This is a genomic window from bacterium (Candidatus Blackallbacteria) CG13_big_fil_rev_8_21_14_2_50_49_14 (assembly GCA_002783405.1).
Taxonomy (GTDB): Bacteria; Cyanobacteriota; Sericytochromatia; order UBA7694; family UBA7694.
In genome coordinates this window covers 49,848-73,726 of sequence record PFGG01000082.1, presented here as the reverse complement: position 1 = coordinate 73,726, position 23,879 = coordinate 49,848, and the positions used below count along the sequence as shown (strand labels likewise).

Genomic DNA, 23,879 nt, shown 5'->3' with positions numbered 1-23,879 from the left:
GCAACGCCAATGCCAACAGCAATGCCAATGCCAACAGCAACGCCAATGCCAACAGCAATGCCAATGCCAACAGCAATGCCAATGCCAACAGCAACGCCAATGCCAACAGCAATCTTAATCAACTCACAGCGATTCAATTCAATGCCAAAGGTCGCCAGGATCCTTAGAACTCAGATATAATCTGCTAAGCTAAATATCTGAAATATCTTGAAGGACCTTATCACATCATGCGGGTGATCTTGCAAAAGTCGACTCCCAGTCAATTTTCTCGTGAATGGGAAATCCATAAAAACTATTATCTGCGCCAAGGGGCTGAAGTTTTTTTATCTCAGGACGTGCCCTATAATATCACCTCCAATCCAGCATTCATTGCGCAGATTCAATCTTTAATTCAGGCTTTGGTCTCTGAATCTCCCCAGCAAGGCCCCCTTCGTATCTTGGAGTTGGGGGCAGGCTTGGGCCTTTTTGCGCTCCAATTGCTTCAAGCTTTTGCAGATACAGAGCTCGAACTTGAATACTGGTTGACGGATCTTTCAAAAAATACTCTGCAATGGATAAAAAAACAGGCTGTCGTTCAGCCTTGGCTCGAATCAGGTCAGTTAAAACTTCTGCACTTTGACGCTCAAAAACCTGAGTGGTTTGAAACGCTGGATCAGAAGATACTCCCGCTCTCAGAACGCTTCTTTTCAGTCATCATCAGCAACTACCATTTCAGTACCTTGCCCACTGCTGTTTTGTATAAAAACGCGACACGCTGGCACGAAAAACAGATTCAAATTGAAACCGAACTCAACGAACCCCATGAAATTCAAGCCTTGCTTCAAAGTCTGGCAGAAGCACTCAAAACGAGAAATTGGTTGAGTCATTTGGCCCATGACCACCCTCAAGTGGGCTATTTTAAAGCCCTTGAAACAGTACAGGGCGAAATGCAAACACAATTGCTCACAGGAGAGACAACCTGGTTTGAAGACTATCCAAGCCTAAATCAAGCCCTGGAAATTCAGATGACAGAAAATTGGAGAAAACATCTGCTCAAGGCCGGCTTGATTGACCCCCAAGCAGACACGCAAAACTTAAGCGAGACCCTCTCGCAGCTCGTTTTGGAACCCTTTTTCAGCCACCTGGATTTCCCCCCCCATCGTCTGATTCGCCGCGAGGGGCTGCTTGAAATTGATTTGGAAAACTATCTCAGACAACCCAAGGATCAAGAAGCTCTGCTCATGCTCACGCAGGCCTTTGAGCGCGCTACTGTGGGTTACCCCTGCGATGCGATTCACTTGGTCGATGCCCTCTCTGCCCAACTCCAACCGGGTGGCCTGTGGATCATCTCAGACAAGGCCTATGCCGGAAAAGCCTGGATGCAGGAAATTCACAAAGAAGAAGCCAGCCACCATGGCGAGAGCTTGTCCCATCCGGTCAACACCCCTTTGTTGGAGGCTCTTTTTCAAAAGCGAGGCTATCAGGTCAGAAGTACCCAGGATGAAATCTACGCTCTGCAAACCTTGGCTGCTCAAAAACACCCCCAGCCCCAGGCCGCCTGGGTTGAGATCTTTGAGCGGAAATTTGAACAAACCAATCGCAATGAAGAAAGCCATACCCTCTTAGAAGCTGGCCACCATCTGCTTAAATCGGGCTTGCATGAACAGGCCCGTCGCTGCCTGATTCGGGCCTTGAGAATTCGGCCGGGAGACGCCAGCCTGCTCTATCTTTTGGCAGTTTGCATGCTTCAGCAGGAAGATTATCTTCCCGCTTGGGAAATCTTAAATACTGCCCACAATGACTGTTTTGAACTCTTTAATTTTGCAATTTTAAGAGCAGAAACCTGTCGCTTGCTGGAATCTTACCCAGCGGCCATTCCCCATTATCTTGAAAGCATTGAGAAATATGGTGCAGCCAGTATTGCGCTCTATAATCTGGGGCTCTGTTACCTCGAAACCGATCAGACTGAGGAGGCCCGAAAAGTATTTCAGCAAGCGCAGAGCCTGGATCCCGAAGACCCCGAAATCCAGGAAGCGCTGGAGCAACTGAGCGTCTAAACAAGACCGTCTTTCAGCCAAGCTGCGACTTCTTTGCTATGATAGGAAATAATCAGATCGGCCCCTGCACGCTTGAAGCTGTAAAAGGTTTCAAGTACAATTTTCTTTTCATCAATCCAGCCTTTTTCAGCAGCAGCCTTGACCATGCTGTATTCGCCAGACACATTGTAGAGTGCGACGGGCACATCAGAAATCTGTTTGGCCTGCCATACCAAATCGAGGTAGGCCAAACCTGGCTTGACCATGACAATATCTGCTCCCTCTTCCAGATCCAGCGAAATTTCACGCAGGGCTTCACGTCCATTGGGGGGATCCATCTGATAGGAACGGCGGTCTCCAAATTGCGGAGCTGAATCCGCTGCCTCGCGAAAAGGCCCGTAATAGGCTGAAGCAAATTTAGCAGAATAGGCCATAATTGGCAGATTCTGAAAACCTGCCTGATCCAGGCTGGCACGCATATGGCCGATCCGGCCATCCATCATATCAGAGGGGGCCACCATATCTGCACCTGCACGGGCATGGGAAAGCGCTGTACGGGAAAGTAAATCCAAGGTTTGATCATTGTCTACATCCTGATTGACAATAATGCCACAATGGCCATGATCGGTATATTCACAGTTACAGACATCGGTGATCAGGTAAAAAGTATCGGCATAGTCTTTGCGAATCTGATGCAGGGTTTTTTGAACAATCCCTTCTTCGGCATGGGCTTGAGACGCATGGGCGTCTTTGCTGGCGGGAATGCCAAAGAGCAAAAGATTCCTGACCCCCAATTCCTGTAAGTCTTCAAGTTCCCACTTCAAGGTATTCAAACTGTGACGTACAATGCCCGGCATCGATCCAATCGCTTGGGAATCATCAACGAGGTTTTCATCGACGAAAAGCGGGTAAATAAAGTCATCGACAGAAAGGCGGTGCTCACGCACCATATTGCGGATATGCGCGCTGTGACGCAGACGACGGGGCCGGTGGATCAACATAGCAAACTCCCGGTTTTTTTGTCAGTATACCAGGATGCGTCTAACCAAAGGAAAGATGGGGGATTTTTAAACTTTCGCGTTGGTAAGAGGCAATCCGGTTCCCGTAGTTGATATAAGGGCTATAAGCCCTGAGGGCTTTTACTGAAAGAAACCGAACCTTGGCATCTTCATCCAGAATAGCAGCGCTCAATTCCCCCCCAAAAGCACAGCCATTGTCGAGCGCAATCGCATGGGGAAAGAGGGTGGGGCCTTTAAAAAAGGGCTGGTGCCCAAAGAAAACGGTACCGTAATGGCCGGGATAAATATCTGCCCAATAATCATCCTGCGAGCTTTGCTTGCCCAGTGGAACCGGGTAGCCCTTGGCGTCAACATACCTGCAAAAGCAAAAGCGTTCAACAGCCTGAAGCAGACGGGCATCCCACAGGTCTCGGGAAGCCACAGGCGGCAATTGGCTGTATTGGTTCCAGAAGGCGGGATAAATGCCGCCATGAACAGCAAGGTATTTCCCATTTTCAAAAGAAAAATAAGGCAAAGCCGTTTCCAAAAAGTGAATATGGCGTTCTTTTAAACAGACCTGGGAGGGATCGCCATGATAATAATGGGCAATCGCCTTGAGCTCATGGTTGCCAAGCAAAAGAGTCAGGAAAGGGTATCGGGTGCTTTGTTCTTCCACAAACTCAAGCACGCCAACAGAATCTGGGCCCCGATCAATCAGATCGCCCAAAAAGATGATCCGGGTCTCCTTGGTTAAAGGCAGCCGGGACCAAAGTAGCCTGAGTTCATCCAGACATCCGTGGACATCGCCAATCAGGATGGTGGGTTGCATGGTTCACCTGTGTATTTTTCAGCAAGACATGAATAAATACATCATAGCCGATCCGCGCGCATTTAGGACGTGACGAAAACCAGAATGATTTTAAAATTTACAAATTGCAACAATTAAGGTTGAAATTCATCGTATGAGGCATGAAAGGGTCTTGCCCGACCGGGGAAACGATCATGTGGAACACGTGTCTGAACCAACGGTGCTGGCACAGCCCGTACCAAATCGGAAACCACTGCCACAGCCAATTGACTGACCTTGAAGAGATAGTCAAAATTAACGCTGGTATAGACATCGGTTTTGCGGTGGTAATAGGGAGTGGTATCGCCGCCCACCCACTCTTCACACAGACCGACAGAAGTAAAACCTTCCTGGCGGAAAGCCACATGATCCGTATCGCCTGAACTGGTTCGACTGAGGGGAAGATTGAGTTGATGCGCCTTGTTCACCATCTGGTAATAATCCCAAAGCGGGCCGTCAGGCTGCTCTATTTCAATCACGCGATCCTGATCGGAATCCCAGCCCACCATGTCCAAGGTATGCACGGAGCTAAGTTTTAAGCCCTGCTTTTTGAAATCACGGGCCAGATAATGGCTGCCCACCAAGCCCAATTCTTCTTCGTCAAACCAAGCGAAAATTAGATTCACTTTGCGACCGGGCAGATCTTTCAGCACCCGCGCAGCTTCCAATACGGCTACAGAACCTGAGTTATTGTCGTCGGCCCCTGCATTGCGAACAGAATCCATATGGGCACCGATCAGGACATATTCATCGCTGGGTTGATCCGCCATGAGACGGACCAGAATATTTTTTCCGCTGCTGCGGTAGGCATGCAATTCGGGTTTGTAACCATAGCCTTCAAGCACAGAAAGAATGAATTTGCGGGTCAAATCACGGCCCTGGGTCGTTCCCCGTTCAGGAATCAGGGTGCCATCCGGCATGGGTTTCTGACCTGTTAAAACCGAGGCCAAAGCCTGCATCCGAGCTTTATCGAGAGCCTGTTCCGCTCTGACGGGTGCAGCCCCTTGATTCTGGGCACGTAAAATGGGTTGCAGAGAATGGTTGTTTAAAAGGGCAGTGCCTGAAGCACAGCCTACAAGAGCCAAACCAGCAGAAAACATAGACAACCAGATTTTACGCATAAAAAGGGCCTCAGAAATTGGGATTAAACTGTATTGAAACACAGTTGAGAGCGAGATTCAAGCCTCTCAAAACAAGAAAAAACTTCCCAAGTACAATTTGGGAAGTTCGCTGAGTTCAGGCAGAGTTAGAAGGTATAATCAACGCCAAAGAGTTGATAGAGAGGACAATAACCTGTAGCGGCTGTGGCGGTAGGAATCACACCCACCCCAATCATGCTCCAGCTGATCGCCGCTGTATTGGCGCCAAAGGCGTTGGTACTCAGGCCATAAATTCCTGTGCCGATCAGTCCCACTGCAACCACGCCACGAATCACGCGATCAATCGGGCCTTCATTGACAGGCAGACCAAAAATTGTGGTGCCATGATCCATGGCTGCTGCTGCGCTGAAAGAAATCAGTTCCTGTTTGGGAAGCGTGAGCGGCTCAGAACTTAAAGCACTGAATTCAGTCTGAGGGGTTGAAAATACAGTGTCTTGAGCACTCATGGCTTGCGCTGGCAGATGAACAGCACCGAAAACCAAGAGGGCACTTAAGGCACTCATAAGAAGTTGACGTTTCATAGGGACTTACCTCACGGGGTTTATTACCCCCTATGGTATATTCGCGCAAAGCAAGTCCCTATGACGTATCACAAGTAAAAACTTGATCTAGATCAGTTTTACTTTTTACTCATCGGTTTGTATTTGAGGCGATGGGGTTGGTCGGCATCGGCCCCCAAACGGCGGTGGCGGTCTTCTTCATATTCTTCAAAAGTGCCTTCAAAAAAGACAACCTGAGAATCCCCTTCAAAGGCCATAATATGGGTGGCCACACGGTTCAAGAACCAGCGATCATGGCTGATCACCATCGCACAACCGGGGAATTTGTTCAGAGCCGACTCCAAGGCACGCAGGGTATCCACGTCCAAATCGTTGGTCGGTTCGTCTAAAAGCAACAGATTGCCCCCTTTTTTCAAAAGCTTGGCCATGTGCACGCGGTTGCGTTCGCCGCCAGACAAGAGTCCCACTTTTTTCTGTTGGTCGGTGCCACGGAAATTGAATTTCGCAACATAGGCCCGGGCATTGACTTCTTTTTTGCCCAACTGCACAAATTCGTAACCTTCAGAAATCTCGTCGTAGACAGATTTATCGGCATTCAAGGCATCGCGGTTTTGATCGACATAGCCCAACTCAACCGAATCCCCGACTCGGAGAGAGCCAGTGTCGGGCTGTTCCTGTCCGGTAATCAGTTTAAACAGCGTGGTTTTACCTGCCCCGTTGGGGCCAATCACACCGACAATCCCAGCAGGGGGAAGCTGAAAGGTAAAATTTTCAAACAGCAATTTATCATCAAAGGCCTTGGTCAGGTTTTGGGCTTCCACCACCACATTGCCCAGGCGTTCACCTGAGGGAATATAGATTTCAACGGCATCCACCTTGAGTTCCTGATCTTCTGCCAAGAGTTTTTCATAGGAACTGAGACGCGCTTTGCTTTTGGCGTGTTTGGCCTTGGGCGTCATGCGCACCCATTCCAATTCCTGTTGCAAGGTTTTGCGGCGCACTTCGGTTTGCTTTTGCTCATTGGCCAGACGTTGTTCTTTCTGCTCAAGCCAGGAAGAATAATTGCCCTCCCAAGGATAGGAACGACCTGATTCAAGCTCAAGAATCCAATCGGTGACATTGTCGAGGAAATAGCGATCGTGGGTCACGACAATCACTGTGCCTTTATAGCTCTTTAAGTGGGTTTCAAGCCAAGCCACACTTTCGGCATCCAAGTGGTTGGTGGGCTCATCCAAAAGCAAGAGATCAGGCGCTTGTAAAAGCAAACGGGCCAGGGCCACACGGCGGCGCTCGCCCCCAGAGAGGTTCTCAACTTTCCAATCACCCGGTGGGCAGCGCAAAGCTTCCATCGCCATATCCAGGGTGGTCTCAAGATTCCAGCCATCTACAGCTTCAATCGCATCTTGAACCCGTGCAAATTCATCGGCTGTCTCTTCAGAATAATTCATGCTCAGTTCTTCAAAGCGTTTGAGCAAATCACGGGTATGCGCCACGCCGTCTTCGACATTGCCACGCACATCTTTCTCGGGGTCGAGATGGGGTTCCTGGGGCAGATATCCGGCGGTAAAACCAGGGGTAATCCGGGCTTCGCCCTGAAAATTATCATCAAGACCGGCCATAATTTTGAGCAGCGTCGATTTACCCGCCCCATTGTGGCCAATTACGCCAATTTTAGCGCCAGGAAAAAAGCTCAGGGTAATATCCTTGAGTACTTCACGGTTATTGGGAGGAACAATTTTAGTCAGTTTATAGGTTTGAAAAATATATTGTTGTGCCATGGGTTTCACTTTCTGAAAGGCATTCGCTGAAACTCAGTGTACTGGATTCTGAGAAGGGGCCGCAAGCCAAGAGAAAAGGGCAAGAGCATTCATCTTTCTGCCTGAGACAGCATGAGAATCCAATCAAAAAAGGTTCAGGCCCCCAGTGAGCGGGTCACCCGTGAGCCCTTAAATTCAATTAAAAGGGTCAGCTGCTTGGGGTTCTTGGCTGAGAGTCTGACTTTCCCATACTCCCAAATTTCAATGCCTTGAAACACTCTGCGGCAATCGGGTTCACCCAATTTTTTGAGCACTTTGGCCTTGGAGATTCCCTTCAGTTGCGTATCCTTGAGAAAAAACTTTTTCTCGCGGATTTCATGGGGAGGAGTCCATTCACCAAAAGACTTCGCAATTTCAATCGATGGGTGCAAAATTTTGAGGGGCAGCCAATTGACCTGAACCCCCCTGCCTTTTTTAATGCGAATTTCCGGCCAAGTTTCAAAGCCTGAACTGTCTGTCTTTAAGGGTTTTTCATAGAGCCAGTACTCATCTCCTTGATAATGATAATGGGCACTGGGAGGCCCCAAATGTTCCAAAATATCAAAAAAGGGAAGGTGATAATATTTTTCAAAAATTTCAATTGGAATCTGAATTTCTGGTTGCCCTGGTATGCCATGCCCGAAAGCTGGCCGATTGAAGCCCATATGCAAAAACAGACAGCAACAAACCAGCATTTGCAAAGACATTTTCCGAAACAGCATGCACAGCGACCTCCTGTCGGCTCCATCAAAATCATTCCCTCAAGATGCGCCCTTCCGCTGTATTTGTCAAGAATTTGGAAATCAAAGTGGTTTGACAACCTTGATATAATGACAGTAAAACGCAAAACTGAGGACGATTATGAGATCATTTCTGATCCTGTGCCTTTTGGTTGCCTATGCCTCAATCTACCAAGCTCCAGTTTGGGCCCAGATCCAGGCAAATGAATCAACACCCCAGGTTTACCATTTAAACCATAGCGCCCCTGATTTGGCTGCACCAGATCTTTATCAGACGCTGACCCTCCACCCAGTGCCAAATATCATGGGAAAGGATCCCTTTAATGATTTTGTAATGGTCTCAGGGGGAATATCACATCTGATCTTTTATGGCACAGATATTACCTTACTCGTAATGGGTAACTTTACAAATCCATTTCAAATAGTCGCGCTCTGGAGTGCCTTAATTCTGCCCATTCTGCCCAGCATTGCCTATTTTTTAAGAGGAAAATATGAAAAGGGTTTTTCCCACTTTCTTTCAACAGGATTTTTTGCACTGCTGCCTTTGGTTCTGGGAGTTTTGTTGATGATTCCTTTTATGAGTTTGGGATACGGGGCCTTGGTCTTTCCAACGCTTGGAATCATGATCTCGGGAATATTGTATTTGATTAATTTTATCTGGGGATTTCTAGACGGTGCCTTCTTTGCAACTGACGCAGACGAGCTGAAACACGCTATTCAGATGGCCCAAACACAACCTTCTGGCTGTTCAACAAGCAGAGATAAAATCACTGAGCAAGTGGTTTTTGATTGCCGTCTGCAAAAGGAAATCATGGTGTTTTAATTAGATTTAGCGACCTAAGCGAACAATTTCATCAAAGTTGGAAAAGATCCGAAAGGGTCTTTTCCTTTTGGTTTGGACTTTAAGTGTAAGAAGCTCTATTCAGTTTTTTTGGCAATACTGCTGGGAATGGGGTCTTTGTCAGGGGGTGCGCAATAAAGGCGCATGGGTAGAGAAGAAACCCAGACAGGTGAAAACAAATTTGAGAATCATTTTTCTGAGTATTGCTTATTTCAAGGTGCATTTATGACATTGTGACGTTTAAAATACGTAAAAAAGACAAATTTAATCATTCTTTTATATTTAAAAACAAAGTACAAGCCAGTATTGCCAAATATTGATTTGTTTTGTAATATAATACTGTCATCGTTACCCTAGAGATAAATTCATTTAGTTGAGCAAATCCAGAATGAAATTTGAATAGATGGGTTCATTTCTTGAATTGTATAAATAAAAACCATACATTCAAAGATATATAAGATTATTCATCGGATAATTCGAAAGTATCCATTTTCCCCCTCTTGCAAATCAATTTCCCTGTGATATACTCAATAAATAATTTACAAATAAGTAAAGGTTTTGATTATGAAAAAAAATTATTTTTCCCGCCTGGCTGCTACAATCTTCTTACTTGCAGCCTGTCAAACAGCCCCACCGAGCCTGACAACGCCACAATCGGAACCTCCAGCCTCAAAAATAAAGGCTTCAAACACTTCGCAAGAGGGGGTGCAAAGCAAAGAATCTTCAAAGTCAAATGCTGAACCCCCCCTTGCAAAGCCGGTTGAATCAACTGCTCCAAAAGCCACCACTGCTGTAGTGAAGTCTCAGAACAATGATTTAATTGTGAAGTACAGCCAAGCCTTTCAATCCCATCAAAAAGAAATAGTGCAAAATACACGAACCTTAGCCAGCAGTATGCCGTCCAATATGGGCCCAGCCCCAACCGCAACGCCCATGATTGCGCCTTCAGCCTCCCCTTCTGGTTCGCCTGAGACGGTCCCTAGCTCTTCACCCTCCACTGAGTTAACGCTTTTGCTCACTGCTTTTAAAACCATTTTAGAGGTAGACCAAAAAGTTCTAGCAGAGTTGAGCAGCATGTCTGTACCCGAAGAATTCAAGTCTCTGAATCAAAAGCTTCAGGAGGGCTTACAAAGGGAAGTCAAGCTGTACCAAGCAATTAGCCAAGAGTTTGAAGCCAATAAAATCACAAGTATCAGTGATCTTAACAATATTATGGAAAATTATTATAAATCCCTTGGCATCACGCTTGAGCAGTATCAAAAACTATCGATGGAGTTCGTAGATACTCAGTTTGAAGTGATACGCCTTGGAAAAAAGGCAAAAGCCCAGTTAGAAAACACCTCAGCTCCCATGACTGAAGAAGAATACGCCAAACTTCTCAATTCTGTTTGGGCTCCTTTGTCTCTGGCGATCACAGGGAAATCAGATTTGAGTGTTAAATCCACATTTTCGCCAAATATCAAAGATTTACAATCCTTTCAGACCATGAAAAGTGCGGCTCAAACTTTGATTGAAAGGCTTGGAAAGCAAACTCCCCCCAGCCAATATGAGGAACTTCACTATACTTTGCTGGTCCTTGCAGAAAACACAGTCCCCTTTTCTGAGCAGATGCAAAAAAGTTTCGCCGATACGACTCTGCTGGCTTCAAACCCGACCGAGTTATTAAAAAAAATGTTCTCAGATTCTGAATTGTTTTATACGTTTTATATGATGGGCATGGATGTGCAACAGATCACCAAAGAAACGCTTGTCAATCAGATAAATTCCTTGGTCACTCAAGCCAAGGATTTTGAAATGAAGCAGATTTTTGAGGCCCCTGTTTTTGAAGGCAAAGTCACGGCCACGGCTCAATCAACTGGATTTAATCTGGCCTGGACCTCGGCCCCGGCTGCAACAACATCGATTGCCATTTACCGAAATGAGCCTGAGAAAATTTTTAAATCCGTAATCAGACTGGCGACCTTGGAAAAAGCCAGTAAAACGTATCTTGATGAGGGAGGGCTTGTCACAGGAAAGTCTTACCAATACACGGTTTGTTTTCTAGATACAAAAGGCAATATTCTTGCCGCAGGCCTCAGTGACATGAGCAAATTTTAAAACATCCAGAGAGCTATCAAGATGTTCATGCCCAGTCAACTTATGTGACTGGGCATGAATTTTTTTGCACTCCAGGCCCAACTGTCAGCCACCATAACAGTGATGGCCTGGGTGACTTTTATCCGCTGATGGCAAGAGCAACCAAGCTCAAACAGACCACAATCCTGGCCGGACATCTCAGTCAGATTCAAGCTGATGCCGAGCCCCCCGTCCCTACGGAGACCGTTTTGCAAAATCCTATGAGCTGGCTCTGATTCCAGGAAATACAGAGACCCTGGTGATCGATACCTTTCCAGCTGGGGCAGGCCAGAAAAAACGGATCGAGGTCAAAGTAAAGGAAAGTCTCTTCCAGGCAACTAAATAACAGGCAATTCCGGGTGCTCTGTGAACAACTCAGAAGTCAGGTGAAGTAAATGCCAGAGTTCGGCCAGAGATTGATGTAACCAGGCATAATAGCCGGCTTCAAAATGATCTTCGAGTTGAAAGGTTAAAAAGCGCTCATCGAGACGCAGACAAATATCCCGCAACTCACTCAAGAGCGGTTCAGGTTCCTGGCCTTTGAAAAAGCGCAACCAAAGCTGGTGGTAATGGGTATGAAACTCTGGCATCAAATCCCGCATTTCATCAGGTAAGCGATAGGCATGTACGAATAATCCCTCATGAAGTGCCACGTAAAAATCCTGGCAATGGTGGTGTAATTTACTACAGGCTTGGAGTTGCTCCAAGAGAATCTCTGTACGCTGATGTTTCACTGCTGGCAATTCCTGACGGCTGAGAGGCACCAGAATCTCATAAATGCCCTCTTGAATGCTGAAAAAGCGTGAGCCCTGCTCTCCCAAAAGCGGGGCCTCAGGTTCTTTTTGAGTCAAAGAGAGCAGAATCTGATCACTGATACCCATCGTGAGTTGGAGCAATTTCTGAAGCTGATCATTGACTTCAAATAAGGATTTATCCGGTGACTGTCTCAACATGCGGCGCACCACGGGGTTCAGGAAAAAATCCTGTTGTTTGCCCTGTCCCGGAATGACCAGATAGACAAATCTGAGCACAAAGGGCATGAGCAGATAGCCTGCCAAAACAGTGAAAAAATTATAAAAGAAATGTGCTCCGGCCAGGTGAAAGACCAGCTCAGCACTGGGCACACCTGGAATCAGCCGATCGACCCCGATCAAAAAAAGTGAAAAGAGCAAAAGAATTAAAAAGACGCCCCCCGCCTTGACCAGGAAATAGGACATGGCCAAACGGCGCACACTTTTGCCGTATTCAATGGCCGCTAGAAAAGGTTGAAAAGAGGTTCCCAGATTCGCCCCCAGAATCAGCGCCACACCGGAAGGGTAATCAATCAAGCCCTGCGTGGCCAAGTGTAGAATCAGAAAGACGACCGTTGAACTGGATTGCACCATCAAAGCCAGAATTAAACCAGCCACCACAGCCAAGGCCTGACCGGAGATTCCCAAGGATGACTGGTGGGTAAAATAGCTGATCACAGGAAACTGGCTGGAATAACTCGCCAAAGCAGCCGTTAACATTTGCAAGCCTAAAAAGGCAAAACCAATCGCCATAGCAATTTCAAGTTTGATACGCAGATTTTTTTTATGAATAAAAAGCAAGGCAATACTGCAAACACCCACCAAGAGCGCACCGGCATGGTTTTCTACCAAACGGGTGTAAAACCAGGCCTTGAGGGTCGTGCCTAAACTGGCCCCCAAAACAATCATATAGCCCTGTTCCAATGAAATGACATAGGTATTGAGCAGGCCCATCGCAGCAATCACGGTAATGCTGCTGGCCTGAACCAAGGCCGTGATCCCCAGACCCGAGAGAAAACAATTGAGGGGGCGCGCCAATACTTTACTCAGCCAAGGTCTGAGCATGCGGTTCAGTGAATCTCCCAAGGCTTCAGATAAAAAGCGCAGCGAAAAGAGAAAGATACCCAAACCCGTCAGGCTTTGTAAAAATTGCGAATAGTTCATGCCACAGACTCCAAATAACCCAATTCACCGTGGGGCAAAACTTTTTCCACACGAATAATCCCTTTTTTATTCAAAACCAGGCGCAGATGTTCAAAATCTACCCGTGCAGGCAACCATTCCCCCGCTTGATACTCACAGACGGCATAACGTGAAACCAGATTGAGATGGTAAACCTTGGGGGCCTTCATGGTGGCCACCCCTTTGTTTTGATCAAAATAACGCAGTTTTTTATTGGGGTCGTCTATCCGCAGCAAAAACTCATCAATTGAAAAGCGTGAGATATCGCGAATAAAACGAATATGCGCAAAGCGCTTGCGCAAAACTTCTGTATCAAAATCCAACTGTTTGGAAAAATGGATCACTTCTTCAGAGCGTTCGGGCTCAAGTTTGTTGGGGTGCCCCCATTCCCGGATATAGGCGATTTCGGCGGGCAGCGCTTCTTTATTCAGATAGCGCATATACTGTTTGGCCTGAGCCACTTTGATTTCAGACTGGCTGGCAGGATTGGCAAACTTATAAAAGACAGAATATTCATAATCCGGCAAAAACTGTTTCAGGCGCTCGTAGAAATATTCTCGGGTCAATTCTTTAATCCGATCTTTAAAGATATAGGCGAAAACCCCCACAATCACGATCAGAAAAAATCTCAGCGCAAAATCTGAAGTGGGAACGGGTCCTTCCTGGTTAATATTCTGCAGCCAGTAAAAACGCTGCAAATCGACAAGCCCCGCCCAGGTTGCCGCCAAGGCAGCCCCTGCAGCAGCCACCAGATTGCGATAGGCTTTGTCTTTCTGCAGATTGCGGATATCCAGATACAGGACATCTGAAACAAATTTTTTCAGCAGGCCCAGCCGGTAATAATAGGTTTCCTGAATCGACTCTGTGGTGATCTCCTGAATTTGCAGCTGGCCGCTCACTTCCCGGTACTGCATTTCAGTTTGAAGCACCTCCAAAATTTCAGCCTGAAACAACTGACACTCCTGAATTTTTTTACCCGATTCCAAGATTTCATTCAAATTGATCAGGATCGACTCCAGGCGATAGGAGAGAAACTCATCACTGAGCACAAACGCCAAACGCACTTCTTCATCTACCCAAACTTCCCCTGCCCTGATTTTCGCAAGGTACAGGGTTCGGAAAGTGGCAAGTAATTCTAGCAAGACTGTAAGTTTGCGCTGGAAATATTCTACCCGCGAAGATAGTCTTCCGGCTCTGCGCTTCAAGGTTTTACGCAATTGCAATCTTAAATTTTTGAGTTGATTCTCCATCAGACAGGCGAAGAGTTTGACCTCTTGAATGGCACACTGGGCAAGATTGGAGCGCTCACGCGACTGAAAATAGGCTTTAAAATAGGCCTCTGTATGGGGCAAATTCCAGGACCCGGTTTTGAGCGCAGAACGCCGCAGTCCCTCGTAGGTTTGAATGCGTAAAAAGGAACTGAGGGAGTTATAAAAATGACTGCGGGTGAAATTGTCGCGGTTGAGCCCCACACTGCGGGGAATAAAAAAATACGTATCGACAGTAATTCGTTTGCGAACGTCTTCAGATTCTGCCGCCAGTTTGAAATCGAAAACCCGCTCAAAAAGTTGGCGGCTGTGGGTGGTTGTGCTGCTGCTGACCTCACTGCCCAAATGATCGGTCAATTCTCCAAAATGGTCTTCCTGCCAGGCTTCTATCCCTTCAGTTTCAGAAAGATCTTCATCGGGCATATACTTAACTCCGGGTATCAGCGTGCTCACGCCGCCAGGTTTCATAGAGAAAATGAATCATGCCATCGGCCAGACCCACCTGGGGAACATAAATTCGCTCAAGCCTTGCCTCCTGCATCACCCGCAAATAAATTTGAGTAGCCGGCACAATCACATCGGCTCTGTCTGGTTTGAGTACATATTTTTCAATCCGCTGGTCGATACTCAAAGGCTCAAGCAGACCCAGCCAATAATTCAAGTGGTTGGTCTTTAAATAGGCTTTGTCTTTGCGGTTTGAAAGTTTGTACAGCTTGTTGATATTCCCGCCACTGCCAATTCCCTGCCAATCGCCTGGGGTTTGGCAATGCTTGGTAATCCAGGTGCTCATTCTCTGCCATTCACTCGGCTGAACCTGGTCACAGAGCAGGCGTACCGTACCAATATTGAAGGATTCAGCTGCTGCCTGCTGACCTTCAGAGAAAATCGTCAGTTCAGTGCTGCCTCCGCCCACATCGATATAGAGATAATTTTTTTGAGGATCGAGGGTTTCTGCCACATGGCTGGCAAAAATCAGTTCGGCTTCAAAGCCCCCCTGAATAATCTGCAGGGAAATATCTGCAAGCTCCTGGATTTCGGCAATCAGATCAGGGCCATTGGGAGCATCTCGCATGGCAGAAGTGGCACAGGCCATATAGGCATGGGGTTCAAAGACATCGATCAGGTGCCTGAAGGCTTGCATGGCTTTCAAAAGTTGATGGGCTTTGTATTCGGAAATATGTCCCAAGGTAAACACGTCTTCGCCCAGGCGCACCGGCACGCGCAAGAGGGTCTCACGTTTAAACGAGGGGCCCGTTTCACCTTCAAAAACATGGGTCAGTACCAGACGCATGGCATTGGAACCCACATCTATCGCTACAAATTTGAGCATCGCTCTCTCCTTTTACCTCGTTCGCAAACGGGTTCAGACATCGGTCCAAAACAGGGGAAGTTCAGGGCGGGGCCCCTCAGGCAGCGTACCATTGCGCAACCATTCAAAAAACGCATCCTGACAACGCAGCGGGGTCTCTTCTTCTGTACGGGGTTGAAATCGATTGGTCTGGCGGGCATCTACAATCCGGGCTTTGGTATTGTCGCGTAGCTGCAGACTGAGAAAAACCCGCAACTGGTGGCGAATTTCCGGGTCATAAATCGGGCAGGCAGCTTCCACACGGTGGTCAAGATTGCGTGTCATCCAATCGGCTGATGAAATATAGTATTTTTCTGCACCGCCATTGCAGAAAACAAAAATCCGGGCATGTTCCAAAAATTTATCAATCACACTGATCGCCGTAATATTTTCACTCAAACCCGGCACCCCAGGCCGCAGGGAACACATCCCGCGCACAATCAGCCAGATACGCACCCCTGCCTGGGAAGCGCGGTAGAGATTGTCGATAATCGCCTGATCGACCAGGGAATTGGTCTTGGCCACAATATAAGCCGGGCGGCCCTGACGGGCAGCATGAATTTCACGCTCTATCAGGGTTTCGAAATGTCGGCGCACAAATACAGGAGAAACCAGCAGATGCTTATAGGTGCCGATATAGACATTGTCTTCAAAGAAATTGAAAAGCTTTTGAATTTCATCGGTGATACGGGTATCAGAAGTAAAAAAGCCAATGTCTGAATAGAGACGGGCTGTATCCTCGTTAAAATTGCCTGTGCCCACATGCCCAAAGCGCACCAGCCGCTTGCCTGTTCTGCGAACAATCAGACAGAGCTTGGAATGCACCTTGTAATTGGGAACCCCATAAATCACCCGCACCCCTTCTTCAGCCAGCTTATTCGACCAATGGATATTGGCTTCTTCATCAAAACGGGCCTGTAACTCGATCACAGCCGTAACCTTTTTGCCATTTTTGGCAGCATTGATCAGGGCATGGATGATCTTGGAATGTTTGGCAGCCCGGTAAAGCGTAATCGAGATCGACTCTACCGCAGGGTCGATCGCTGCCTCACGCAGCAAATCAATGAAATAGGTAAAAGGCTGATAGGGATAGTGCAAGACCACATCTTTTTTGGAAATAACCTTAAAAAAACTGAGATTCTCAGCAAAATCTGGATGTTTTTTGAGCGCATTGAGTTGTGGATAACGAAAACTTGAAGGGCCAATCCGGGGAAACTTCATAAAATCACTGAAATTATGGTAACGCCCCCCCGGTTGCAGATTGTCATCTTGCTTGAGTTTCAGTTTGCGCATCAGCATATTCAACATATCCTGGGGCATTTCTTTGTCATAGATAAAACGAACGGGAGGAGCCTTTGAGCGCTTTTTTAAGCTTTTAGAGAGCTTTTCCATATAACTGGTCGCCACTGCAGCATCCAGAGCATCATTGATGGTCAATTCAGCATCTCGGGTGATTTTAATCGTATAGGCCTCAAAGGTATCAAAAGAAAGAATACTGAAAATATTGTTCAGGTTATAGCGAATCACATCATCCAGAAGGATGATCGTGTGTTGCAGGGTATCCGGCGCTTCACCATGAATATGCATGGGCAAAACCAGAAAACGGGGAACCACCCCACTGGGTACTTCGAGCAATGAATAGCGGGGACGGCGTTTGCCGTCCTGGCGGAACATTTTAACAGCAAGATAGATCGAGCGATCTTTGCAATCCTGAAAGGCATCAACCTGATCAATCATGATCGGCACCAGATTGGGTCGAACCGTTTCTTTAAAATAAGAAACCACATATTCGGCCTGCTCAGGAGTCAATTGGGTTTCATTGACAATAAAGATTCGCTTTTTTTCGAGGTCTTTCAGAATCTGCTGGTAAATCGTTTCAAATTTTTGCTGATGCTTTAAGGCAATACGCTGTACCTGGGCCAAGACCTTTTTGGGGTCATCGCCCGTCAGAGGCACTTCTTCAAGTTCCAAACGGCACATGCGCTGCAACATCGCGACTCTGACCCTGAAAAACTCATCTTGATTCGAAGAAAAAATACCTAAAAATTTCAGGCGTTCGAGTATCGGAACTTCAGAATTCGCAGCCTCTTGCAAGACGCGTTCATTGAAAGACAGCCAGCTGATTTCCCGGTTTTTATACATTTTAAATAGAGAACGATGCGTCATAGGGTCTTTTTAGCCCGCTGCCGGGTACGGGGTTTTTCTAAAGCCTGCATTTGAACCTCCAAGACGGAGGGCGGGCCAGGTGGATGGGGCAATTCGGGCAGAAGAGGATCCATTTTTCGTGCCAATCGGGCCGCCTGTTTAAAGACCAGCTCACGCAGATTGTCGGGTCGCTCAGGCAAGGCCATCGGTTGCATGAAGCTCCAGAGATGGGCAATCAAACGTCGCTCCAAATCTACTCTGCGTAATTTTTCTTGATGGTTGGTGGCTATCTGAAAATAGCTCAACTGCGCAAGTCCAGGCTCAAGGGCCTGCCAGGAAGAGAGGGGCAAAAGCAGACCGGCCATGGCTCCCTTGGGAAAACCCGGACTGGGACAGGCTGTCAACATTTCCATAAGCCCATTGAGCAGCGGATTATGACCCACCAGGGCAACAGCATCCAGGGAGTCATCCAAGCCGCTTAAAAATTCCACCAGTTTTTCAGCGCCGGAGGCTTCGTAAATCAGCGCTTCAATTTGAATCTGATCTGTTTCAAGATTCCAAAAGGGGGCCAATCGCCTGGCCGAATCGAGCGAACGGCAGGCATGGCTTGCGAAAAGTGCCTGGGCCTGCCAATAGACAGGCAAACGCTCAGACAGATTGTTGAGCTGTTTTAAACCCCGCGCGGTCAGGGTTCGCTCCGTATCGGGAATATCCCCATGGTCCTCTTGGGCTTCAGCATGTCGAATCAAGATCAGATATTTGTGATGTGCCAACAAGCGATGCGCTCTCCCTCAGCGAAGTTCAGAATCCGTAAAGATATTAGCACAAACGCCCAATCATTTACAGGAAAAGGATCACAGCCTCTCAAAGCAGGGCCTTGACTTCTCAAAGATTCTGTTCAGACTTCTGAATTTTCAGGCTCTAATCAATTCATTTTATTTCAGGAGCTGCCCAACGGATGTCAGAAATTTCATCGTCCCTTTCTTTGCACGGGTTTGCTCTCTTCCCCCAGCAGCTCACCCGCCCCAAAATCAGAGCAAAGGCCTGCCGTTACTGAGCCCGTTTTGAAACCCGATCAGCTTCAAATTCCCGCTGGACGCAGCAGCGTTTTTTCTTTGCTTTCGCTCTGGAATGAAGCTCCTCCTGCCACAACGACAGACAAAGTATGGACCCGCGAAACCCTTGATAGGGTGCGAAATGGAATCTTCAGTCCTTTCAGAGTTTCAAACATTATTTTCAGATATCTCCTGGCAAAAACGAGACAATGCAGACTAATTGGGCCACTTTAAAGCCAACTCCATTTTTTGCGGCTTCAAAAAAACCAACTTACCTGCGAAATAATTCTTAACAATTCAAGTTTTAGAAAATTCTGCGTTTTTTGAATTGTCTAATGAAACTAATACTGATCACTCAGAAAGGTTTCTAGACAATGAAATTGAGCAGAATCTTAGTGCCCCTGATGTTTTCCATGAGTCTCTCCCAAACGGCCTGTATGAAAACAGCGCCAACAGCCTCCCAGCAAAATACGCCTGAGGTCTTCTCTACCCAGGCCCAGGAAGAAGAAGAGGATTGCCAGGTGGCGCAATCAGGCAGCCGTCAATTTTTACCCAAAACACAGATGCCGCCTTTTGGCAGAATTTTACCTGCCCATGAAAATGACTGCGGCTTTTATAACTGGGCCTGGCAGACTTTTCTCTTCAGTACAAAAGCAGATAGTCAAAACCGGCCAGACTTTATCCATTACCCTGCCTTGGAACAGGTCTTTCAGATTGCCGCTGGGGATACGGGCCCAACGGATCTGCCTTTGCTGAATGGAGGCGTGAAACAAGCCGGTGACCATGCCGCCGTCCTGGTCGATCAAAACCGTAATCCTGTGGTCTATTCGATTCACACCAACGCGGTTTTCGCAGAATTTGTGCGCAGCCATGATCTCTATAATTGGCAGAAAATGCTGAAAACGCCTGAACAGGGAGGAATCTCTTCTGAGCTGGAGTTTCCGCCGGGTTCCGTTGAATACAAAGCCGCCTGGCGCATCCTGGAACCCGGTGAAATCGCTCCCGATTATTTCACGATGCGGGCCCGGATACCTGTCTTAAAAAACAAAGGCAAATCGGTTGATACCACAGCCCAAACCCGTGAGGTGACGGTGGCTCTGCTCTCTTTGCATGTGGTCGGCGTGGTCGAGGATCATCCTGAATTTATCTGGGCCACCTTTGAACATGCAGATTCAGATGGCAGACTGGATTTGGTGCCCACCGCCCTTGAAAATCCAGTGGCCGGACAAATTCAAAAACTCGCTTCCCCCCACCCCGCCTACCCCCTGTTCGGACATGGGGCCACGGCAGTCGAAGGCAACCAGCTGCCCCCCGTCCAGAATATTGACGAAAGCACCCAGAAATTTACGGCTCCCACCCCGATTTTCAGAGTCTATCCCGCTTCTTTTTCAGACAGTGCTGAAGCCGATGCCGGTCTGGAAAGCCTGAACGAGAATATGGGCAAGCTCTTTGCTCAAACCGATCCCCAAGCTCAGGATCTGCGTCGCCATTACCGCTTGGTGGGAGCGGTCTGGCTCGACAATCCCGAATCTAAAAATCCCCAGGGGGTTTTTAAAGCCAACCGCAATTTTGAGAACAAACCGGGTGAAACCATTCTGGCTGGAGAGGACAATTTGGCCAGTATGGCGATGGAATCCTTCGCCCAGACCCCAGCCATGAACTGTTTAAGCTGCCACAATACCACGCCCAAATATATTCAGGGGCAACAGGTTTTTCCGGCCCGAAAGATCAATGTCAGCAATGTCATGAGCTATATGGCCCAGCAGGATTTGAAGCCCGCGCATTGAGATATCATCTGGGCCTTTGCGGTGTGAGGCATGCTAAGATGCAGCCATGCAAATCTCAGAAGCCCTTCAAACGTATTTTGGCTTTCAGGCCTTTCGACCAGGCCAGGAAAAGGTGGTCGAAACCCTGGTGGCCGGGCAATCAGCCCTCGCAATTTTTCCCACTGGCGCAGGCAAATCGCTCTGCTACCAACTTCCCGCCCTGCTTTTGCCCCACCTGACCCTGGTGGTTTCCCCTCTGTTGGCTCTGATGAAAGATCAGATCGACTTTTTGCAGAATCGCGGAATTGCCGCTGCCCGTCTGGATTCAAGCCTTTCACGCGAAGACTATGATCAGATCTTGATGCAGGCCCGCCAAGGCGAACTCAAAATTCTGATGATCTCAGTAGAACGCTTTAAAAATGAACGTTTTCGCGCCCAGTTACAGCGATTGAAAATCTCACTGCTGGTGGTAGATGAAGCCCATTGTATTTCAGAATGGGGACATAATTTTCGCCCCGAATATCTCAAACTGCCCGATTACCGACAGGAATTCAAAATTCCCCAAACCCTGCTCTTAACCGCTACTGCCACCCCTCAGGTACGCGCGGATATCTGCCGCAAGTTTGAAATCCCTGCCGAGCAGATAACCCTGACTGGATTTTACCGTGCCAATCTGAATCTGAGCCTGACAGCCGCCCCTGAAAGCGAAAAAATGCAACTGCTGCTCAATCGCATCCAGGAAGCTCCCCAGGCCCCCACGATTGTCTATGTGACGCTGCAAAAAACAGCTGAAACCGTGGCCCAAAATCTCGCCGAAGCGGGCTTTCAAGCCCAAGCCTACCATGCCGGTCTGCCCCATGATGAACGGGAAGCGATTCAGAATGCTTTTTTGGCTGGGAGTTGCCCCTGTGTGGTGGCCACGATTGCCTTTGGCATGGGCATCGACAAGGCAGATATCCGGCGGGTAATCCACTATGACTTGCCCAAATCGCTCGAAAACTACAGCCAGGAAGTGGGGCGGGCAGGGCGCGATGGTGCCCCAGCACGCTGTGAAGTGCTCGCCAATCGCGAATCGGTGCCCGTGCTTGAAAACTTTATCTATGGGGATACCCCAGAACCGAAGGCAATTGAAACCCTGCTCTGGCAGCTACAAACCCATCCTGAACCTCTTTGGGAGCTGAAACTGCGCAACCTTTCCCAGGAACTGGATATCCGCGAACTGCCCTTGAAAACCCTCTTGGTCTATCTCGATCTTCACGGTATTCTGCGCCCCAAATATACGCGCTTTGAGGATTATTCGCTGAAGTTTATCCGACCCCAGAGCGAGATCGTTTCCCGGTTTCAGGGCGAACGTCAGGCATTTGTCAACAGCCTGTTTGCACACAGCGAAACAAAGCGGGTCTGGACCCGGGTTCAGGTTGAACCCTTTTTAAGCCAGTATCCAGGCGCAGATCGCCAGCGTGTGGTGACGGCACTTGAGTATTTTGCCGAAAAAGGCTGGATCGAACTCGAGGCCAAACAGGCGGTTGAAACCTACCAGATTTTAAGCCGTGATTTTGACCCTCCGGCTCTGACAGAGACAATCTCTGACTTGTTTCGCGCCAAAGAAGCCCAGGAAATTGGCAGAATTGCCCAAATGCTTGCCTTTTTTAGATCTGCTGACTGTCTCAGCCGCCAATTGGCAGCTTATTTTGGTGAAGATCTGAAGCAGGCCTGTGGCCATTGCTCGGTTTGCCTGACCGGCCCGATAGAACTGCCAGAACCCGCAGGACAGGCCCTGCCGGATACACAAATTCTCGCGGAGATGACAGCAGAAGCAGCAGAAAAACTGGGCGTTCAGGATTCAGTCAGCCAGCGCAGCAAATTCTTATGTGGAATTGCCACCCCACTCAGCAGCCGGCTGAAATTGAAACAACTGCCCCATTTTGGCGCCTTGGAAAGCCTGCCTTATGCGCAGGTGCGCGAACAGATCGCCCGTCTCTTAGAAAGTTAAGCCTCCCGATATCGCCATCGCTCAAAACAATTGAAAAAGCGCAGGCTAAACCGTATGATAAATAGTACGATTCATCCTTCAGGAGTTTACACATGCAGCATATTTCTGCAAATGATTTAAAGACCAAGGGAGTTTCAGCCATAGAGTCTGCACTGTCTCAGGCACCCGAAGCAATGGTTTCGGTCAGGGGCAAAGACAGATTTGTGGTCATGGACCTGGCTCATTACCATTATCTGAGAGAATGTGAACTGGAAGCTGCTTTGATTGAAAGTCGAGCCGATCTTGAAGCCGGACGTATCCATCGTGAAAGTGCAGAACAACACATGCAAAGGCTGCAGTTGAACTGATCTGGCCTGATGTACAGACTGGTTTTTACCTCCCAATACGAAAAACGGGAACTGCGCTATCTTAAACGCCATCCAGAAATTAAATCCCAGTACCTTAAAACCCTACAACTTTTGGAACTGAATCCCTATCATCCTTCTCTCCGCCTACATGCCCTGAAAGGCAAACTTCAGGGGCTTTACTCTGTTTCCGTCAATCTTTCGGTGCGACTGACCCTGGAATTTTTAATCCAGGAGAATGAAATCATCCCCATTAATATTGGGGATCATGACACTGTCGTATTGACGTGAACTCAGCCGCCTGCAGATTGCGATCGACAGGCGGATTTTTGAGATGAACAGGCTTATTCCTTGAGCACCATATCGATACACATTACCGCCGCCAGGATCAGGCGTTTCAGGTCTGCATTGTTTTGGGCTTTGTCTGAAATTTCAAGCACATAGTTGTCTGCGGAGGTAAACAGTTCTTTGCCAAGACCTGCCCATTTTTTGGTGACATGGGCAAATTCGGTGTTTTCATTCATAAATTTAAAATCCCAGCCCGTCCATTTGCCCTGAAGAGTACAGAGCGGATTGCCAGATTTATCCAAAACATCAAACTTGCCACCAATGGAGAAGAACTTCTGTTGAAACCCGCCAATAACCTGATCTTTTTCATTGAAAACCTGCACCTTGGATAAAAAGATCGAAATCCCACGCTTGATCGTTACCACTTTTTTGCCACCGGGTTCGCGGATTTCGATATCAAAGGGGGTCATGCGCTTATAATCGGTAAAGCGGAAAATTTTGGTCAGAAGGCCCAGATTGTCCTCACGGCATTCCAATACCTTGTCTCCTGTAGACAGTTCAAAGATATCAAAATTATTTGCGGCCTTAAAAAGGCCCACATGTTCTTTCACCAGAAACTGGCTGATTGATTCCCATCCCATAACGCTGCTCCTTCAGTGATCTAAAAATTGCCTGTAAACAGGATTG

General features: G+C 47.7%; 22 protein-coding genes. 10 read left to right on the top strand and 12 right to left on the bottom strand.

The window, feature by feature from the left end; translation table 11 throughout:
- Both COW20_24315 and COW20_24310 read left to right on the top strand, forming a co-directional pair.
- On the top strand, positions 1-167 hold a 167-nt coding region (locus COW20_24315), incomplete at its 5' end, for an OmpA family protein (GenBank protein PIW44452.1).
- Between the two features lie 60 nt (positions 168-227).
- Entirely contained in the window at positions 228-2,036 is a 1,809-nt protein-coding gene (locus COW20_24310) for a hypothetical protein (GenBank protein PIW44451.1), read from the top strand.
- Here COW20_24310 and COW20_24305 read toward each other — a convergent pair.
- From COW20_24305 to COW20_24280, 6 genes are all read right to left on the bottom strand, one after another.
- Positions 2,033-3,016 carry a porphobilinogen synthase gene (locus COW20_24305; GenBank protein ID PIW44450.1) on the bottom strand — a complete coding sequence of 328 codons (984 nt, stop codon included), beginning with the start codon at positions 3,014-3,016 and terminating at the stop codon, positions 2,033-2,035. The genes COW20_24310 and COW20_24305 overlap by 4 nt on opposite strands.
- A gap of 40 nt (positions 3,017-3,056) precedes the next feature.
- Positions 3,057-3,842: a hypothetical protein gene (locus COW20_24300; protein ID PIW44449.1), complete on the bottom strand. Its 786-nt coding sequence runs from the start codon at positions 3,840-3,842 to the stop codon at positions 3,057-3,059.
- A gap of 113 nt (positions 3,843-3,955) precedes the next feature.
- On the bottom strand, positions 3,956-5,023 hold the full coding sequence (locus COW20_24295) for a hypothetical protein (GenBank protein ID PIW44448.1): 1,068 nt from the start codon (positions 5,021-5,023) through the stop codon (positions 3,956-3,958).
- Positions 5,024-5,106: 83 nt separating this feature from the next.
- Positions 5,107-5,325 (bottom strand): DUF2892 domain-containing protein, encoded by a 219-nt coding sequence (locus COW20_24290; protein PIW44454.1) that lies wholly within the window; start codon positions 5,323-5,325, stop codon positions 5,107-5,109.
- Between the two features lie 314 nt (positions 5,326-5,639).
- Complete coding sequence (locus COW20_24285; GenBank protein ID PIW44447.1) at positions 5,640-7,298, bottom strand: energy-dependent translational throttle protein EttA; 1,659 nt, start codon at positions 7,296-7,298, stop codon at positions 5,640-5,642.
- A 134-nt stretch (positions 7,299-7,432) separates the two neighbouring features.
- Positions 7,433-8,038: a hypothetical protein gene (locus tag COW20_24280; GenBank protein PIW44446.1), complete on the bottom strand. Its 606-nt coding sequence runs from the start codon at positions 8,036-8,038 to the stop codon at positions 7,433-7,435.
- A gap of 139 nt (positions 8,039-8,177) precedes the next feature.
- Between COW20_24280 and COW20_24275 the strand changes: the two genes are divergently transcribed.
- The 3 genes from COW20_24275 to COW20_24265 all read left to right on the top strand — a co-directional run bounded on the left by COW20_24275 (position 8,178) and on the right by COW20_24265 (position 11,248).
- Positions 8,178-8,879, top strand: coding sequence for a hypothetical protein (locus tag COW20_24275; GenBank protein ID PIW44445.1), 702 nt, complete (start codon positions 8,178-8,180; stop codon positions 8,877-8,879).
- Between the two features lie 582 nt (positions 8,880-9,461).
- Positions 9,462-10,994, top strand: a complete 1,533-nt coding sequence (locus tag COW20_24270; protein PIW44444.1) for a hypothetical protein — start codon at positions 9,462-9,464, stop codon at positions 10,992-10,994.
- Between the two features lie 44 nt (positions 10,995-11,038).
- Positions 11,039-11,248, top strand: coding sequence for a hypothetical protein (locus COW20_24265; protein PIW44443.1), 210 nt, complete (start codon positions 11,039-11,041; stop codon positions 11,246-11,248).
- Positions 11,249-11,350: 102 nt separating this feature from the next.
- Here COW20_24265 and COW20_24260 read toward each other — a convergent pair whose 3' ends face one another.
- The 5 genes from COW20_24260 to COW20_24240 are packed head-to-tail and all read right to left on the bottom strand — an operon-like array spanning position 11,351 to position 18,522.
- Positions 11,351-12,967 (bottom strand): hypothetical protein, encoded by a 1,617-nt coding sequence (locus tag COW20_24260; protein PIW44442.1) that lies wholly within the window; start codon positions 12,965-12,967, stop codon positions 11,351-11,353.
- Positions 12,964-14,676 carry a hypothetical protein gene (locus tag COW20_24255; protein ID PIW44441.1) on the bottom strand — a complete coding sequence of 571 codons (1,713 nt, stop codon included), beginning with the start codon at positions 14,674-14,676 and terminating at the stop codon, positions 12,964-12,966. Before COW20_24255 ends, COW20_24260 begins: the two co-directional genes overlap by 4 nt.
- 4 nt (positions 14,677-14,680) lie before the next feature.
- On the bottom strand, positions 14,681-15,583 hold the full coding sequence (locus tag COW20_24250; protein PIW44440.1) for an exopolyphosphatase: 903 nt from the start codon (positions 15,581-15,583) through the stop codon (positions 14,681-14,683).
- 33 nt (positions 15,584-15,616) lie between these two features.
- Positions 15,617-17,743 carry a polyphosphate kinase 1 gene (gene ppk1, locus COW20_24245; GenBank protein ID PIW44439.1) on the bottom strand — a complete coding sequence of 709 codons (2,127 nt, stop codon included), beginning with the start codon at positions 17,741-17,743 and terminating at the stop codon, positions 15,617-15,619.
- Between the two features lie 20 nt (positions 17,744-17,763).
- Positions 17,764-18,522 (bottom strand): hypothetical protein, encoded by a 759-nt coding sequence (locus COW20_24240; GenBank protein PIW44438.1) that lies wholly within the window; start codon positions 18,520-18,522, stop codon positions 17,764-17,766.
- 219 nt (positions 18,523-18,741) lie between these two features.
- Between COW20_24240 and COW20_24235 the strand changes: the two genes are divergently transcribed.
- From COW20_24235 to COW20_24215, 5 genes are all read left to right on the top strand, one after another.
- Positions 18,742-19,035 (top strand): hypothetical protein, encoded by a 294-nt coding sequence (locus COW20_24235; protein ID PIW44437.1) that lies wholly within the window; start codon positions 18,742-18,744, stop codon positions 19,033-19,035.
- 140 nt (positions 19,036-19,175) lie between these two features.
- On the top strand, positions 19,176-20,588 hold the full coding sequence (locus tag COW20_24230) for a hypothetical protein (protein PIW44436.1): 1,413 nt from the start codon (positions 19,176-19,178) through the stop codon (positions 20,586-20,588).
- A 46-nt stretch (positions 20,589-20,634) separates the two neighbouring features.
- The gene (locus COW20_24225; GenBank protein PIW44435.1) at positions 20,635-22,560 is read left to right on the top strand and encodes a recombinase RecQ; all 1,926 of its coding nucleotides are present in this window, start codon (positions 20,635-20,637) and stop codon (positions 22,558-22,560) included.
- Between the two features lie 92 nt (positions 22,561-22,652).
- Positions 22,653-22,907 carry a prevent-host-death protein gene (locus COW20_24220; protein ID PIW44434.1) on the top strand — a complete coding sequence of 85 codons (255 nt, stop codon included), beginning with the start codon at positions 22,653-22,655 and terminating at the stop codon, positions 22,905-22,907.
- 6 nt (positions 22,908-22,913) lie between these two features.
- Positions 22,914-23,195: a plasmid stabilization protein gene (locus COW20_24215; protein ID PIW44433.1), complete on the top strand. Its 282-nt coding sequence runs from the start codon at positions 22,914-22,916 to the stop codon at positions 23,193-23,195.
- Between the two features lie 53 nt (positions 23,196-23,248).
- Here COW20_24215 and COW20_24210 read toward each other — a convergent pair whose 3' ends face one another.
- Positions 23,249-23,833, bottom strand: a complete 585-nt coding sequence (locus COW20_24210) for an RNAase (GenBank protein ID PIW44432.1) — start codon at positions 23,831-23,833, stop codon at positions 23,249-23,251.
- Positions 23,834-23,879 lie beyond the last annotated feature (46 nt).